The organism is Sorangium sp. KYC3313 (assembly GCF_052075895.1).
GTDB lineage: Bacteria > Myxococcota_A > Polyangia > Polyangiales > Polyangiaceae > Sorangium > Sorangium cellulosum_B.
The window spans coordinates 6,156,900-6,172,695 of the sequence record NZ_CP197255.1; the positions used below are offsets into that span (position 1 = coordinate 6,156,900).

At 71.5% G+C, this 15,796-nt stretch carries 11 protein-coding genes; 8 read left to right on the plus strand and 3 right to left on the minus strand.

Annotation, left to right across the window (positions count from 1 at the left end; genetic code table 11):
- Nucleotides 1-18 precede the first annotated feature (18 nt).
- The 3 genes from ACSRUE_RS23945 (at nt 19) to ACSRUE_RS23955 (ending at nt 5,582) form a co-directional block, all read left to right on the plus strand.
- A complete protein-coding gene (locus tag ACSRUE_RS23945) occupies nt 19-1,566 on the plus strand; it encodes an SDR family oxidoreductase (RefSeq protein WP_441293033.1) in 1,548 nt (515 codons plus the stop codon).
- 100 nt (nt 1,567-1,666) lie between these two features.
- Complete coding sequence (locus ACSRUE_RS23950; RefSeq protein ID WP_441293034.1) at nt 1,667-3,157, plus strand: cytochrome P450; 1,491 nt, start codon at nt 1,667-1,669, stop codon at nt 3,155-3,157.
- Nucleotides 3,158-3,386: 229 nt separating this feature from the next.
- Nucleotides 3,387-5,582, plus strand: a complete 2,196-nt coding sequence (locus ACSRUE_RS23955) for a TonB-dependent receptor (RefSeq protein WP_441293035.1) — start codon at nt 3,387-3,389, stop codon at nt 5,580-5,582.
- Between the two features lie 141 nt (nt 5,583-5,723).
- Here the strand turns inward: ACSRUE_RS23955 and ACSRUE_RS23960 are convergent, their stop codons facing one another.
- The 3 genes from ACSRUE_RS23960 to ACSRUE_RS23970 form a co-directional block, all read right to left on the minus strand.
- A complete protein-coding gene (locus tag ACSRUE_RS23960; RefSeq protein ID WP_441293036.1) occupies nt 5,724-7,295 on the minus strand; it encodes a glycoside hydrolase family 43 protein in 1,572 nt (523 codons plus the stop codon).
- Nucleotides 7,296-7,689: 394 nt separating this feature from the next.
- A complete protein-coding gene (leuA, locus tag ACSRUE_RS23965) occupies nt 7,690-9,381 on the minus strand; it encodes a 2-isopropylmalate synthase (RefSeq protein ID WP_441293037.1) in 1,692 nt (563 codons plus the stop codon).
- A 262-nt stretch (nt 9,382-9,643) separates the two neighbouring features.
- The gene (locus ACSRUE_RS23970) at nt 9,644-10,825 is read right to left on the minus strand and encodes an LLM class flavin-dependent oxidoreductase (protein ID WP_441293038.1); all 1,182 of its coding nucleotides are present in this window, start codon (nt 10,823-10,825) and stop codon (nt 9,644-9,646) included.
- A gap of 362 nt (nt 10,826-11,187) precedes the next feature.
- Between ACSRUE_RS23970 and ACSRUE_RS23975 the strand changes: the two genes are divergently transcribed.
- Genes ACSRUE_RS23975 through ACSRUE_RS23995 form a run of 5 tightly spaced genes read left to right on the plus strand, consistent with a single transcriptional unit; the run spans nt 11,188 to nt 15,574 of the window.
- Nucleotides 11,188-11,907 (plus strand): hypothetical protein, encoded by a 720-nt coding sequence (locus ACSRUE_RS23975; protein WP_441293039.1) that lies wholly within the window; start codon nt 11,188-11,190, stop codon nt 11,905-11,907.
- On the plus strand, nt 11,904-12,605 hold the full coding sequence (locus ACSRUE_RS23980) for a hypothetical protein (protein WP_441293040.1): 702 nt from the start codon (nt 11,904-11,906) through the stop codon (nt 12,603-12,605). The genes ACSRUE_RS23975 and ACSRUE_RS23980 overlap by 4 nt, the downstream gene beginning before the upstream one ends.
- The gene (locus tag ACSRUE_RS23985; RefSeq protein ID WP_441293041.1) at nt 12,602-13,294 is read left to right on the plus strand and encodes a hypothetical protein; all 693 of its coding nucleotides are present in this window, start codon (nt 12,602-12,604) and stop codon (nt 13,292-13,294) included. The genes ACSRUE_RS23980 and ACSRUE_RS23985 overlap by 4 nt, the downstream gene beginning before the upstream one ends.
- Complete coding sequence (locus ACSRUE_RS23990) at nt 13,291-13,995, plus strand: response regulator (protein WP_441293042.1); 705 nt, start codon at nt 13,291-13,293, stop codon at nt 13,993-13,995. The genes ACSRUE_RS23985 and ACSRUE_RS23990 overlap by 4 nt, the downstream gene beginning before the upstream one ends.
- 34 nt (nt 13,996-14,029) lie before the next feature.
- The gene (locus ACSRUE_RS23995) at nt 14,030-15,574 is read left to right on the plus strand and encodes an ATP-binding protein (protein WP_441293043.1); all 1,545 of its coding nucleotides are present in this window, start codon (nt 14,030-14,032) and stop codon (nt 15,572-15,574) included.
- Nucleotides 15,575-15,796 lie beyond the last annotated feature (222 nt).

A 15,796-nucleotide genomic window follows, 5' to 3' on the forward strand; every position in this document is an offset into this window, starting at 1 on the left:
AACCACGAGGTTTCGACGATGCAATCTCATGATCTTCTCGACCATGTCCGCTCCGTCTTCGTGCGCATGACGCGCTACCCCGACGAGGTCGTCGTCGCCGACGCCGACCTGGAGCAGGACCTCGGCATCGACTCCGTGAAGCGCGGCGAGATCCTCGCGTCGCTGCGCGCCGATTTCGGTCTCCCGAACGCCCTCAAGGCGGCGCCCGACGAGCTGCGCACGGTGGCCCGCGTCAGCGAGTTCCTGTCGCGAACGATCGCGGCCAGCGCGGAGGCCGGAGAGCACGCCAAGGGTCATGTGGAGACCGGCAACTACGCCAACGGCCATGTCGAGGCCGGAGGGCACACCCATGGTCATGTCGAGGCCAGAGGGCATGCCAAGGGTCATATGGAGGCGGAAAGGTACGCCAAGGGTCATATGGAGACCGGAAACCACGCCAATGGCCACGTGGAGACCGGAAACCACGCCAATGGCCACGTGGAGACCGGACGGCACGCCAATGGCCACGCCGGCGACGCGCTCCATGTCGTGGTCCAGGCGCTCGCGGACGCGACCCGCCACCCGGTCGATCTGCTCGTCCCCGACGCGCGGCTCGAGGAGGACCTCGGGGTCGACCGCCGCCGGCGCGACGAGCTCCGCGCGCTCCTCTGGCAGCGCGGCGCCCAGCCGGCCGTGCTCGAGGCGGCGCTCGACGAGGCCCGCACGGTCGGCGATCTCGCGCGCCTCGTCGACTCCGCGCCGCCCGCGCAGGTCCCCGCGGCGCGCGCGCCCGCGGCCCCCGCGGCGCAGCGGGCGCTCCCTGCCCCCGGGGTGGCGCTCGCGGGAAAGACGGTCCTCGTGACCGGATCGAGCCGCGGGCTGGGCCGCGCCATCGCCGCGAAGCTCGGGCGCGCCGGCGCCCGGGTCGTCGTCAACAGCTTCCATTCGCGGGACGACGGCGAGGCGGTCGCCGACGAGATCCGCGGCGCCGGCGGCGACGCGGTGCACGTCTGGGGCTCGGTCGCCAACCCCGCGCACATCGACAGGCTCTTCGACGCGATCGCGCGCGACGTCGGCGAGCTGCACCACTTCGTCAGCAACGCGTCGAACGGCCGCTTCGGCCCCCTCGAGCAGACGACCCCGGAGCACTGGGAGCTGGCCTTCCGCACGAACGTCATCGGCTACCACCTGTGCGCCCTGCGCGCGGCGCGCCTGATGGAGCGCAACGGCGGCGGGCGCATCGTCGCGCTCTCGTCGAACGGCTCGTCGAGGTACCTCGAGCACTTCGGCGCCATGGGCGCCGTGAAGGCCGCGGTGGAGTCGCTCACGCGCGCGCTCGCCGTCGAGCTCGCCCCACGCAACGTGCAGGTCAACTGCGTCTCCGCCGGGCCGATCTACGGCCACGTGACGAGCAACTACCCGGATCACGAGCGGATCCTCCCGTACTGGGAGTCGCGCACGCCCGGCGGCCGGCTCTGCACCGAGGACGACGTCGCCGAGGCCGTCCTGCTGCTGCTCTCCGACGGGGCGCGGAGGATCAACGGCGCGACGCTCACCGTCGACGGCGGAGGCTCGCTGTGCATCTGACGGCGGCGATGACGATGACCGGCGCCGGGGTGCGCTCGGCGCGGGTCCGCGCGGAACAGCTCACGCCAGCTTCCCTGGAGCTCGCGAAGAAGGAGGAATCATGAGTGCCACGCTCGATCGGCAGCCCCCGGGCCCCGGCCCGCTCGCCAGCCTGCGGTACCTGGCGAATTTCAGGACCGGTAACATGCGTCATTACGAGGACCTCTTCGCGCGCTACGGCGACGTCGTGCGCCTGCGGGCGCCCGGGGCCGAGGACTTCGTCATGGCGTTTCACCCGAACGACATCGCGCACGTCCTTCGCACGAACGCCCGGAACTACCCCAAGGGGAAGCGCTACCACGAGCTCGCCCCCGTGCTGGGCTGGGGCCTCGTGAACAGCGAGGGCGAGCTCTGGCGGCGCCAGCGCAGGCATGTGCAGCCCCAGTTCAACCACGCCAACACGCTCAAGTTCGTCCCCCTCATCGTCGAGCACATGGAGGCGGCGCTGCGGCGCTGGGACGCCCAGCCGGGCGAGTTCGAGCGGGACATCAACGACGACATGATGGATGTGACGTTCGGTATCGCGGGCGAGGCGTTCTTCGGCGCCGCGCTGGAGGCCCACACGGACACCGTCCGCGAGGCGTTCAAATATGCGCTCTCGATCGCGCTCAAGCGGATGTATTCGCTGGTCAACCCGCCCCTGTCCTGGCCGCTGCCCAGCCACCTGCGCTTCCGCCGGGCCATGGACCGCGTGCACACGGTGATCGACGGCATCATCGACGGCTACCAGCGCGGCGCGGGCGGCGAGGACAACGTGCTCGTCCGCCTCATGAACTCGGTCGACCCCGAGACCGGCGCCAAGATGGACCGCGCGCAGCTGCGGGACGAGATCAAGACCATCCTGATGGTCGGGCACGAGACCTCGAGCGTCACCGCCTCGTGGGCGCTCTACCAGGTCGCGCGGCACCCCGAGGTGTGCGCCCGCCTCACCGACGAGATCGATCGCGTCCTCGGCGGCCGGTCTCCGACGGCCGGGGACATCGAGTCGATGCCTTACCTCACCATGGTCTTCAACGAGTGCCTCCGGCTCCTGCCCTCCGTGCCGTTCATCCTCCGCAGCCCGCTGGAGGACGACGTCATCGGCGGTTACAAGGTCGCCGCGGGGTCGACGGTGGCCATCGTCCCGTGGGTCACGCACCGGCACCCGGAGTTCTGGAGCGATCCGCTGGAGTTCAAGCCCGAGCGCTTCGCGAACCACCGGCGGAGCGCGGACGACAAGCTCGCCTTCCTCCCCTTCGGCGCCGGCCAGCGGATCTGCCTGGGCGAGTTCATGGGGCAGCTCGAGGGCAAGATCATGGTCGCGATGGCGCTGCAGCGTTATCGGCTCCGGCTTGTCCCCGGCTTCGACCCGCGTTGCCGCGGCTTCATCTCGCTGCAGCCGGTGAACGGGATGCGCATGATCCTGAAGCGGCGGGAGCCGTCGAGCGCCGTACGCGCGGCGCCGGCGGGGCGGGTGGAGCCCGCGGCGGCGGGGAGGGGGGAGCCCGCGGCGGCGGAGCCCGTGGCGGCCGCCATGAGCGCTCACGGCTGCCCGTACAGCGCCCGGGCCTGAGGGCCTGGGCTCGGCGCACCCGGCCGGCGGCGCGACGGCCCGGCCTCTCCTCCCGGCCGGAGCCCCCGCCATCATTTTTTCTCGGCCCATGTCAGACCCCGACGAGCCGCGGCGAAGCAACAGGCAGGCAGGCGGACGGCTCGGGATGAACCCCTGAGCGCTAGATCCTGACGCGCGCTTCCCACGTTTCCCACCCAAGCTCCGGCCGCGCTGCCTGTATCATCGCCTCATGAGGCACCGCGGGGGACGGGGCTCGAGGGGATGGCCGTCACGGCGGCTCGGGCCGACAGGAACGCCGGCGGTCGTCGTCCCGCTCCTCTGTGCCTCGCTGTGGCCGTCGGTGGCCCGCGCCGACAGCTACGAGCGGTGCGTCCGCGAGGCGGCGACCCAGGCCGAGATCGACGCCTGCGCCCCCAAGGACGAGCCCCTCGAGGTGAGGGTGCGGGCGAAGCCGCCGGCCCGGAGCGCCTCCGACGTCGAGGCGGACGCGCAGGTCCTCGCCGCGGCGCCGCACGGCTCGGGCGCCGACGTGCTGCGCGTCCTCCCGGGCGTCTTCATGAGCGATCGCGGCCTGCCCGGTCGCGCGCCGCACCTCTCGCTGCGCGGCTTCGACGGCACCTCGGGTCAAGACGTCGAGATCTTCGCCGGCAACATCCCGATGAACCAGGTCTCGCACATCCGTGCTCCTGGATATGCCGACATGCGGCTCATCATGCCGGAGGTGGTCCGGTCGGTCCGGATCGCCAGCGGCCCTCACGATCCGAGGCAAGGCGATTTCGGCGTCGCCGGCTCGCTCCGCATGGATCTCGGCCTGGAGGCGCCGGGCTTCTGGTTGAAGGGGGGAGTCGGCTCGTTCGGGACGAGGCGTGTCCTCATCGCGTTTGCGCCCGAGCACGACGAGATGATGGACACGTTCGCGGCCTTCGAGACCGACGCCATGGATGGCCCGGGCGGCGTGCGCGGCGGCGAGCGCAGCTCCTTCGTCGGGCAGCTCGGCGGGGGCGAAAACCGGGTCCAGTTCCGCGCGACGGTGGCCATCGGCTCTGCGCGCTTCGACTTTCCCGGCTACCTGCCGCAGGGCCCCGTGGAGCGGGGCGCCGACGCCTACGCGGCGCAGCGGCCGCTCGGCCGCGACAGGACATCGCAGGCGCTCGTCGGCTCCGATGTCCTCTGGAGCCTCGGCGAGGGCACGATGGGCATCGGCGGCTTCGCAGGCAAGACCAAGACGACGTTTCACCAGAACCTCACCGGGTACGCGCTCGACCAGCTCGCCGGCGAGCCGATCGTCCGGAGCGACGACAGCGAGATGGTGAACGACGCCGCCACCTTCGGCCTCACGGTGCTTTACCGCCATGGCGTCGAGATCACCTCGAAGCGCGATTCCATCGAGATGGGCGCCTACGCGCGCGTGGACACGGTCGACCAGACCGACACGCGCCTGTTCGAGGACGGCACGAGGAACGCCGCGCTCGTCGACGCGACGATCGACGCCACGAACGTGGCCGCGTATGCCGATCTCTCGCTCTACCCGATCAAGCGCGTGGTCGTCCGTGGCGGCGCGCGCCTCGACTCGCTCTCGTACGGCGTGCGGGATCGCACGAGCAACGCCGGGCTCGAGCGCACCGCGCAGGGCTTCGTCGTGTCGAGCAAGGCCATGGCCGACATCGCGGTCAGCGGCGGCGTGCACCTCGTGGCGAGCTACGGCGAGGGGTTCCGTTCCCCGCAGGCGCGCGACCTCGACGAGGGCGAGCGCGTGCCGTTCACCAAGGTGCGCAGCGTCGAGGCGGGCGTCCGGCTCAAGGAGGGCAAGACCTTCCAGGGCTCGGCCGTGGGGTTCGGCTCGTGGCTCGGCAACGACCGCGTGTTCGACGCGGCGTCCCGGCAGCACGTCGAGGCGCCGCCGTCGGTGCGCGCCGGCGCGCAGGTCGTGATGAGCGCGCGCTCCGGCCCGTTCGGCGCACACCTGAGCGGGACGTACACCCACGCTCGCTTCACCGGGTCCGACGCGCGCTTCGCGGAGGGCGACCCGGTGCCCTATGCGCCGGCGTTCGTCCTGCGCGACGACGTGTTCGCCTCGGGGGTCGTCGGCCGGCTCTCCGGCAAGGAGGTGACGGTCCGCGTGGGCGCCGGCGTCGAAGGCATGGCGGGTCGCTCCCTCCCGGGCGGGCGGGACGGCAAGGACGCTGTCAGCCTCGATGCCGTCGCGGCGGTCGGCTGGCGCGGCATGGAGCTCGCCCTGAACGGCACGAACCTCCTGGGCCTGCAGTATTACGACGCGCAGTACGTCTACGCCTCGAGCTTCGTGAAGGAAAGCGCGCCCCCGCAGCCGTCGCCGCACGTGCTCGTCGCGGCGCCGGCTGCGTGGATGCTGACGCTCCAGATCCACCTCCGTGGCAAGGAGCGCGCGCCGGAGCTGGCCTATTAGCAGCCCTTTTCAGCGGAGAAATTGAACAGGGAGGTGGGGAGTCAGGGAGTATTTGAAAATTTCCCTCCCCGTCTCCTCGCCTCCCTGTGAATTTTCCGAAGAATTTAAGGGGGGTTCCTTAGGCTGTCCCCTGTGTGGACGTCACCCGATCTCGCGGTAGTCGAACCAGTCGAAGTCCGCGTGCAGGCGTGTGCCGGCCAGGTCCTGGCACGCCATCCCGACGAAATTGCCCGTGAACCCGCAGGGTATCGCGTGCTCGTCCGACAGGATCGACGCGTCGTGCTCCCACCCCACCGTGTGGTAGGTGACGCCATCCCGGGAGTAGAAGAACGATATCCGCTCGTCCTTGATCTCGATCCTCAGGAAGATGTTCTCCGCCCCGTCCAGCACGTACTCCTTCTCGACCGGGAACGTCAGGTTCCCCCGCTCGCACTTCATGACCGACAGGGCCTTCTCGGCGTGGTCCGCCCGCGAGACGTAGAGATAGTAGAACGACTCCGTGCTGTAGAACGCGACGATGCCCGCCATCTGCTGGAAGTGCTGAGGGGCGAACTGCATGCACGTCGTCGCTTGCACATGTTTGGCCTGCTGGCGCCGCGCGACGAGGCTCTGCTCGAAGTTCGAGGTGATGCTCTCGCGCCCGATCAGGCGCAGGTACCCGGGTCGGGCGGCGAGGCTGCTCACGTCTGCCGGCCGCACGCGCGGCGACTGCCACTCGATGCCCAGCGCGGGCGTATCGAAGTCGTCGCGCTCGGGCGTCTTGGGCCATTCGTGGCGAGCCAGGTTCGGCCCCTCGTAAACGTCCAGCGGAACCTGCCCGCCCGAAGTCAGCCGCGGCCACCCCTCGACCCAGGTGATCCCCTGGAGCGCCGTCTCGCGTCCCAGCGTCGACCGGCCATTCTTCAGCGGGCGACGGCACAGGTGCGCGAACACCCACGAGCCGTCCTTGTTCTCCACGAAGCTCCCGTGACCGGCGCTCTGGAGCCGCAGCTCGGGGTGGGACGCGGTGGAGATGAGCGGATTGTTGGGCATGACCTCGTAAGGGCCGTGAATCGAGCGAGAGCGGGCCACCGTCGCGGCGTGCGTGATGAACGTGCCGCCCTCCGCGGTCAGGAGGTAGTAGTAGCCATCTCGCTTGTAGATGTGCGGCCCCTCCACGAGCCCGAGCGCCGTGCCCCGGAAGATGTTCTCCACCGGACCGACGAGCTTCTTCTCCTTCGGGCTGTACTCCTGGAGCAAGATCCCGCCGAACGGGTTGTTGCCCGGCCGGTGATCCCACACCATGTTCACCAGCCACTTGCGGCCGTCGTCGTCGTGGAACAGCGAAGGATCGAACCCCGAGCTGTTCAGGTAGATGGGCTCCGACCACGGACCGGTGATGGAAGGCGCGGTGACCAGGTAGTTGTGGACGTCCTTGAACGAGCCCGCCCAGCGTCGCGAATTCGTGTAGATGAGGTGAAACAAGCCGTCCGCGTAGGTCAGGCACGGCGCCCAGATCCCGCCGGAGTTGGGGTTGCCGCGCATGTCCAGCTGCGAGTACCGCTCCAGCGGCCGCGCGACCACCCGCCAGTTGGCGAGGTCCTTCGAATGGGAGATCTGGACGCCCGGGAACCACTCGAACGTCGAGGTCGCGATGTAGTAATCGTCCCCCACGCGCACGATCGACGGATCGGGGTTGAACCCTCTCAGTGCCGGATTTTCCACCTTGCTCATTCACTCACCTTGATTGTCTCGTTGTGTTCCAGCGCAGCCAGTCCTGCTTCCAGCGCCCGACGCACACGCCCGGCACCGCAGGCGCACCCTGCCCAGGTCCCACCGCTCGCGCGCCGGATGAGGCACCGGAGGTGCGCGTCCACAGGCAGCTCGGGATGCAGCGTGGGGGGAGAAGGCATCATAGGGGGAGCGTGGCGTCTGCAACGTCGCCCCTGCTGGTTCCCGCATCTGCCGTCTGTGGCCGCGCAGCCGGACCTGCCGGAGGAGCTCCGCCGTCGGCGCGCGAGGCTAGCACTGTGTGCGCGCGCGCGTCCAGGCGCTTCGTCTCGCCGCGCGGGCGCCTCCGGCGGGCCTCCGGCGGGCCTCCGGCGGGCCTGAGCGACCGCGCGCCCGGTCACTCCGCTGCCGCCGCGAGCTGCGCCGCATCCGCCGGCCGCGCGCGGTTCCACGCGGACGCCACGGCGGCGAGCGACGCCATGTCGGCGTCCCCGTGCGTCCCCGCCCCGAAGCAGCGCTTGCGCCCGACCGAGAGGGCCACATACGCCGCCGTCTCGTCGCCGGCGCTCCTCGGGAGCGCGTGCGCCGCGTGCTCGTCCACCGCGATCGCGATTTCCGCGTGGCGCGAGAGCGCGCTCGCGAGCGCCTCGACGGGGCTGCCGCCGGCGGCGCTCAGCACGTGGGCGGCGCCTCGGATCTGCACATGGAACTCGTGTCGTTCGTCCGCGCCCTGGCCGACGCGCCTGTGCCGGGTGACGCGGAGCGGCCCTGCGCGGTTCACGTACTCCCGCTCGAAGATCGCCAGGATCTCGGCCTTCTGCACCTCGCCCTCGGTCCGCTCCGCCGTGCGCTGCACGGCCTGGCTCACCTCGATGGCGAGCCCCCTCGGCAGCGCGTAGCCGTGGTCGTGCTCGAGCACGTAGGCCACGCCGCCCTTGCCCGACTGGCTGTTCACGCGGATCACCGCCTCGTAGCTGCGCCCGACGTCCTGCGGATCGATGGGCAGGTACGGCACCTCCCAGAGCGGGCTCCCGCCCTCGCGCAGCGCCTTGAACCCCTTCTTGATCGCGTCCTGGTGCGACCCGGAGAAGGCCGTGTACACGAGCTCGCCGACGTACGGGTGGCGCGGGTGGACCGGCAGGCGGTTGCAGTGCTCGACCGTCTCCTTGATCGACTGGACGTCATGGATCTCGAGCTCGGGATCCACGCCCTGGGACATCAGGTTGAGCGCCAGCGTCACGACGTCGACGTTGCCCGTGCGCTCGCCGTTCCCGAACAGCGTGCCCTCGACGCGATCGGCGCCCGCCATCACGGCGAGCTCCGCCGCGGCCACGGCGGTGCCGCGGTCGTTGTGCGGGTGCACGCTCAGCACGATGCTGTCGCGCTGCTTCAGGTTCCTGTGCATCCACTCGATCTGATCCGCGTACACGTTGGGCGTCGACATCTCCACGGTGGCGGGCAGGTTCAGGATGATCTTCCGTGAGGGCGTGGGCTCCCAGACGTCCATCACGGCCTCGCAGATCTCCTTCGCGAAATCGAGCTCGGTGCCGGTGAAGCTCTCGGGGGAGTACTCCAGCGCGACCTCGGTCCCGGGCAGCCGCGCCGCGAGCTCCTTCACGAGCCGGGCCCCGCGCACGGCGATCTCGGCGATGCCCGCGCGATCCAGGCCGAACACCACGCGCCGCTGGAGCGTCGAGGTGGAGTTGTAGAGGTGGACGATGGCGCGGCGCGCCCCGCGGATGGCCTCGAAGGTGCGCTCGATCAGCTCGGCGCGCGCCTGGGTGAGCACCTGGATCGTCACGTCGTCCGGGATGAGCCCCTGATCGATGATCCAGCGCACGAAGTCGAAGTCGGGCTGCGACGCGCTGGGGAAGCCCACCTCGATCTCCTTGAACCCCATGCGCAGGAGCTCGTGCCACATGCGGAGCTTCCGCTCGAGGCCCATGGGCTCGATCAGGGCCTGGTTGCCGTCGCGCAGGTCCACGCTGCACCAGCGCGGCGCCCTCTCGATCACGCGGCCGGGCCAGCGGCGATCGGGCAGATGGATGGGCTGAAAGGGCTTGTACTTGTGGACAGGCATCGTGGACATGAAAGGACTCCCTGAAAGCTAGCGATGGGAGTCGTCACGACACGACGACGATGCGGGGGACCCCCATCGGGACCAAGAGAACCGAGGGGGCGGTACTGCGAGGAGTGGCGTCGTCAGCAGCGCGCGCAGAGGCCCCCGGGCCGTAGGCCTAGGCAGGGGCGTAGGGAGCGCGCGCGAGGGACGGACATCGAGGTGCAGCCTAGCGAACATCCGCGCGCCTGTCCAGCGCTGCGATACGAGGGGAGAGCGGGTGACCGCCGCTCTAGGGCTTGTCGAACTCGGGGATGAGCTTGCCGATCCGGCGAATGCTGCCCATGACCTGCTCGTGCGACAGGCGCCCGACCTGCTGGAAGCTCAGCAGGCGATCGATGCCGAGGTCCTCGTAGAATTTGATCTTGTGCCGGCACGTCTCCGGGCTGCCGACGATGAGCGAGTTCTGCTCCTTCAGGGCGTCGAACACCTCCTCGTTCGGGACGTCCTCGTTCTGCATGATGCGGGCGAGGACGGCGTTGGCCTTGGTCTCGGCCGGCGTCTTCCCCGCGCGGTCGCGCAGGAGCTGGCCCACGAGGCCGCCGCCCGCCGGGTCCTTGGCCAGCGCCTGCTCCTCGGCGTGGGTCCGGAGGAAATGCTCCTTCGCCTCGAAGAACGTGAACGACCCGTTCGTGTACCACGCGGCCGCGGAGGCGGCGCCGTTCTCCATGGCCTGCTGATCCGTCTCGGCGCAATGCGCGAACGTGAAGAACCCGACCTGGTTGTTGATGAACGCGCCGACGGGGCGCTCACACCGGCGGATGGCCTCGCGGTAGATGCCGATCCACTCCTTCACCTGGTCGGGCGGCGCCCACAGCGTGACGCCGAGCGCGCCGACCCCGTTGCGCCCGGCCTGCTCGAACGAGGCCAGGCTCGAGCAGGCCTGCCAGAGGGGCGGGTGGGGCTTCTGGTACGGCTTCGGGATGATGGGCACGTTGTTGATCTCGGCGTCCTCGCTCTTCCAGGAGAACCGCTCCTGCGTCCACATCTTCGGGATCATCTCGAACGCCTGCTGCATCTGATCGCGCGTCCGGTCCGGAGGGATGTTGAACGTGCGCCACTCCGGGATGGTCGAGCGGGCCAGGCCGAGCTCCAGGCGCCCGCCGCTCAGGTGATCGAGCATGGCCGCGCGCTCGGCGACGCGGATGGGGTGGTTGAACCGGAACGGCGACAGCACCGAGGAGTGCCCGAGCCGCATCGACGTCGTGTGCTGCGAGATCGCCGCGAGCATCACCTCCGGCGCCGACGAGTAGCTGAACTCCTCGGCCGTATGGTGCTCGACCTGCCACCAGCAGCCGTACCCGAGCCGATCGGCGAGCTTCGCCTGCTCGAGGGTGTTCATGATGATCCTGTGCTCGTGGTCCTCCGACCACGGACGGGGACTCTGCATCTCTGTGAACAGGTCGATCTTCATTACTTCCTCCCTCGCGAGTGCCGCGCGCCAAGCATCGATCCGTCGTGTACAAAACGGCAATGTGTGGTTTGCCGCACATCGAGGTACATGTCGATGGATCGCCGGCGTCGGGCGCTCGGAGGCTGTGATGTGCGTGTGGACCGTCGCGGGAGACCTCCCGTGGAGCGAGGGCTGTCCGGGGGCCGGCGGTCCCGGGCCCGGGGCGCTCCCGAGAGCGCGGGCGACTGCCACGTCTTCGCCACAACCTCTCCGCGTTTGTTCCTCGTCGGGCGCGCGGGCGCGCCTCACCCGGGGGGTACGCCCAGGGAGGTCTGCGGCGGTCGTGACCAGGCCGCGCAGCGCTCACCCCGATGGAGGTCCTCGTGCAGGCGCAAGCTACCTGTCTCCCCCTGACATCATCGCCCGAGGCCGGCACCGACGCCGGCGCAAACGAGCCCGCGGCGCGTCCAGACGACGCTCCCGCGGCCCCCGCGCCCGGCCCCGCCGTAGAGCCCACCGCAGGCGGCGGACACCGCAGCTGGACGGCCGCCCTCCTCGCGGAGCGGCCCTCGGCCTCGCTCCGCGAGGAGCTGTCCCGCTTCGGCGTCGGCGTCGGCCTCGCGGCGCTGTACGGCCTCTCGCTCGGCGCGCGGCAGGGCGGCGTGTCGTTCGTCCGCCACGCGGCCGGCGTCCCCGCGGCCATGATCGCCGTTGCGTGCGTCGGCGTGCCGGCGCTCACGATCGTGCTGACGCTCTTCGACGCGCCGCTCGACCCGCCGCGCGCGCTCTCTGCGACGGCGCGCGCCGCCGCCGCGACGGGCCTCGTGCTGGGCGGCCTCGCGCCCGCCTCGGCGCTCTTCGTCGTGACGAGCGGGGCGGACGCGACAGCGGCCCTCATGGGGCTGCTCGGCCTCGCGGTGGGCGGCGCCGTCGGCATCTGCATCCTGCTGCGCGACCTCGGCGCGGTGCTCCAGCGCAAAGGCGATCTCGCCGGCGTATCCGGGACGACCGCGGCGCTCGTCGTGTTCGCGGTGTTCGCCGCGGTGCTCGCGCTGCGCGTCTGGTGGGGGATGCTCCCGATCCTGAAGGGGGGTGCCCTGTGAGCGCCTCCGTCGTGAGCCGTCTCCTCCGGGCGCCTTCCGAGGTGGCCGCGAGCTGCCGTGACGACAGGGACATCCGCGCCATCGCGCTCGCGTCGCTCGGCGCCATCGCCCTCGGCTCGGCCGTGTTCGGCGGCGTGATCGGGAGCTTCCGCGGCGGCGAGCAGATCGTCTATGCGGCCGTCAAGGTGCCGCTGGCGATGCTGATCACGCTCGCGCTCTCGGTCCCGGCGCTCCACGCGTTCTCGGCCGTGTTCGGGCGCCCGTGGCCCATGCGGTCCGTCATCGCGCTCGCCCTCGCGTCGGCGGGCCGCTCGTCGCTGGTGCTGCTCGCGTTCGCGCCCGTGCTCTGGCTGGCCATCGACGTGGGGCTCGGCTACCACGCGTCCTCGGTCGCCGCCTGGCTCGCCTACGCCGTCGCGGGCCTCGCGGCGCTCGGTGTGCTCGTGCGGGGCATCGGGGCGGGCCGGGGCCGCTGGCTCACCGCTGTCGCTTTCATGGCGGTCTTCTTCGCCGTCGGCGGCCAGGCCGCGTGGATCCTCCGGCCCTACCTCGGGCGGCCGAGCGAGAAGGAGGTCCCGTTCCTGCGCGCCCGCGAGGGGAGCTTCTCCGACGCGCTCGTGAAGAGCTTCCGCTCCTCGCTCGGGATCTACGACCGGGATCTGCGCTCGCGCGGCGGCGTGGCGGAGGAGGCGCAATGAGCCTCCGCGATCTCGCGGTGCTGTACCTGATCGCCGGGCTCGCGTGCGCCGTCGCGGTGTACCGCGCCTCGCTCGAGGGGCGCCGCCGCGCCGCCCTGTCCGCGGCGCTCTGCGTGCCGCTCTGGCCCATCTGGGCGCCCGTCGCGCTCACGGCGGGCCGCGGGGAGGGCGGCGGGCGCGCGGGCGGCGCCGCGGGCGAGGCCGCCGCGCGCGTCCAGGGCGCGCTGCGCGAGGGGGTCAGCGCCTGCGCTGGCACCTCGTTCGAGGCGCTCCTGTCGCGCGAGGCGGCCTCGCGGATCGAGGCCGAGGTGGCGCGCGCCGCCGCCCGCCACGCCGAGCTCGACGCGCTGCTGCGCCAGAGCGGCTTCGACGAGGGCGCCGCCGCGGCGCGCGTCGCGGAGATCGAGCGGGGCGGCGGCGGCGCGGGCGCGCGGTCGCTGGCGACGGCGCACCTCCACCTCGAGAACATCCGGCGCCTGCGGGCGATGCGCGACCGCGACGCCCGCGCCCTCGAGGAGCTCGCGGATCTCGTCCAGGCGCTGCGCACGCAGCTCGTGCTGGCGCGCTTCGCCGGATCCTCGGTCGAGGGCGTCGGTGGTATCGTGTCCGAGGTCTGGGCGCGCGTGGAGGGCCTGGGCGCGGCGATCGACGCGCACGGCGCCGGAACAGAGGGACCGATCGCGACGTGAGCAAGCACATCCTGGTCGTCGACGATGAGGCGCGCATCCGCGAGGTGCTGCTCTACGCCCTGCAAAAGGAGGGGTACGCCGTGACGGCGGTGGCCGACGGGCGCGCCGCCGTCGAGGCGGCGGGGGCGGGCACGGTGGACCTCGTGGTGCTGGACGTGATGCTCCCCGGGCTCGACGGCCTGGAGGTGTGCCGGCGGCTGCGCGCCGGGAGCAGGACGCCGATCCTGTTCCTGTCGGCGCGCGCCGACGAGGTCGACCGGATCGTCGGCCTGGAGCTCGGCGGCGACGACTACCTCACGAAGCCGTTCTCGCCGCGGGAGCTCGTGGCGCGGGTGCGCGCGCTGCTCCGGCGGACCGAGGCGCCCCCGCCCGCGCCCGCGCCGGCGCCCACCGGCGCGCGCGCCGTGGTCCTCCGCCACGGCCCGATCGAGGTCGACACCGAGCGTCACGAGGCGCGGTACCTCGGCCAGCCGGTCTCGCTCACGGCGACGGAGCTCGGCGTGCTCGGCGCGCTGCTGGAGCGGCCCGGGGTGGTGCTCTCGCGCGGCCAGCTCATGCAGCGCGCCTACCGCTACGACAACCTGATCACGGAGCGCACCATCGACACGCATGTTCGCCGGATTCGCGCGAAGTTTCGCGTGGTCGGCGGCGACCCGATCGCGACCGTCCACGGCGTCGGCTACAAGCTGCAGGGGGCGTAGCCGGGCCGCGATGCCTGGCCGCACGATGCGCACGATGCGCACGATGATCGAGCGCCTGCGCCGGGAGCTCGGCCGGATCCGCGTCCGGCTGCTGGTCGTGAACCTGGTAGTGCTGCTCGTGCCGGTGGCGGGGCTCGAGTTCGCGCGCCTCTACGAGCGGCAGCTGCTCGGCTCGCTGGAGCGCGACATGGCGAACCAGGCGGTCCTTGTCGCGGCGATGCTCGCGTCGGATCTCGACCGGGGGCTCGAGCTTGGCGCGCTCGATCACCGCCACGTCTTGACCCAGGCCGCGAGGCACACGCGCACGCGCGTCCGGATCCTCGACAGGGCGGGCGTGGTCGTCGTGGACTCGCACGAGAGCGGCCCGCCCGAGGGGCCCGAGCCGGCGGTTCCACGTCTTCTCTCGACGAGCGGCCGTGGATCGGGCTCGTCGGGCCTCGCGGATTTCGCCAGCGGGGTGCGCCACTTCGGCGAGAACGCGCGCGAGAGCTGGCCCGAGGTCGGGGATCGCCCGGAGGTACGCGAGGCGCTCGCCGGGCGCCGTGGCGCATGGACGCGCGTGCGGGAGCGGCAGCCGGCGGTCTTCCTGTTCCTGGCCGAGCCGATCCGGCGGGGCGGCGAGGTGGTCGGCGCGGTCTACGTGGTGCGCTCGACGCAGCCGGTGCTGGTCGAGCTGCACCGGATCCGCTCGGGGCTCATCCGGGTGCTCGTGGTCGCGAGCCTGTTCACGGGCCTCGTGACGCTGGCGCTCGCGTGGTCGATCTCGAGGCCGCTCGGCAAGCTGTCGCGCGCGGCGAAGCGCATCGCGGCCGGCGAGCGCGACGTCGTGGTGCCCGTGTCCGGGAGCGGCGAGATCCGCGAGCTCGGCGCGTCGTTCGCCGCGATGAACGAGCGGCTGGGGGCGCGCCTGCGGTACATCTCGGATTTTGCGGCCGACGTGGCGCACGAGTTCAAGTCGCCGCTGACGTCGATCCGGGGCGCCGCCGAGCTGCTCGACGAGGGGGCGGCGGACGATCTCGAGGCGCGGCGGCGCTTTTTGCGGAACATCGAGCTCGACGTGGCGCGGCTCGACCGGCTCGTGTCGAGGCTCCTGGAGCTGAGCCGCATCGAGGCCTCGAGCGAGGCGATGACGGTGCTCGATCTGGAGGCGCTCGTGGCGCGCGTGGTGGAGCGGCGCGCGAGCCCGGGGCAGCCGGTGGTGCTGCGGTACGAGATGCGGACGCGGCTGCTCCGGGCGCGGCAGACGGACCTGGAGACGGCGCTCCTGAACCTCGTCGACAATGCGGTGAAGTTCTCGCCGCCGGGGGAGCCGGTGGTGGTGACCGTCGAGGGCGGCGAGGGGCGGGAAGGGGAGAGGACGGCGAGGATCTCGGTGCGCGACCGCGGGCCGGGGGTGCTGCCGCAGCACCTGCCGAGGATCTTCGACAGGTTCTTCACGACGGACGAGGGCCGCGACGGGACGGGGCTCGGGCTGGCGATCGTGAAGAGCGTCGTCGAGGCGCACGGCGGGGCGGTGACGGTGGAGAGCGCGCCGGGGGAGGGGGCGAGCTTCGTGGTGGAGCTGCCGGTGCGGCAGTAGAAGGGGGCGGGGAAGGGATGCTCGTGCCGCGCCGCGAGGACGCGCGTTCGTGAGCCCCATCCGGCGGCTTTCGCATTCCCGGTCGAGCCGATCCTTGGGCGGGGAGCGGTTCGACGCTGTCCACGTCGTTTGGTCCACGTGCCTGGCGCTCGTCGACAGCGGGGCGGCGACAGGGGCTAAGAAAGCCTCCCGGCGATACGCGGTGCGCACTCGACCGATCGA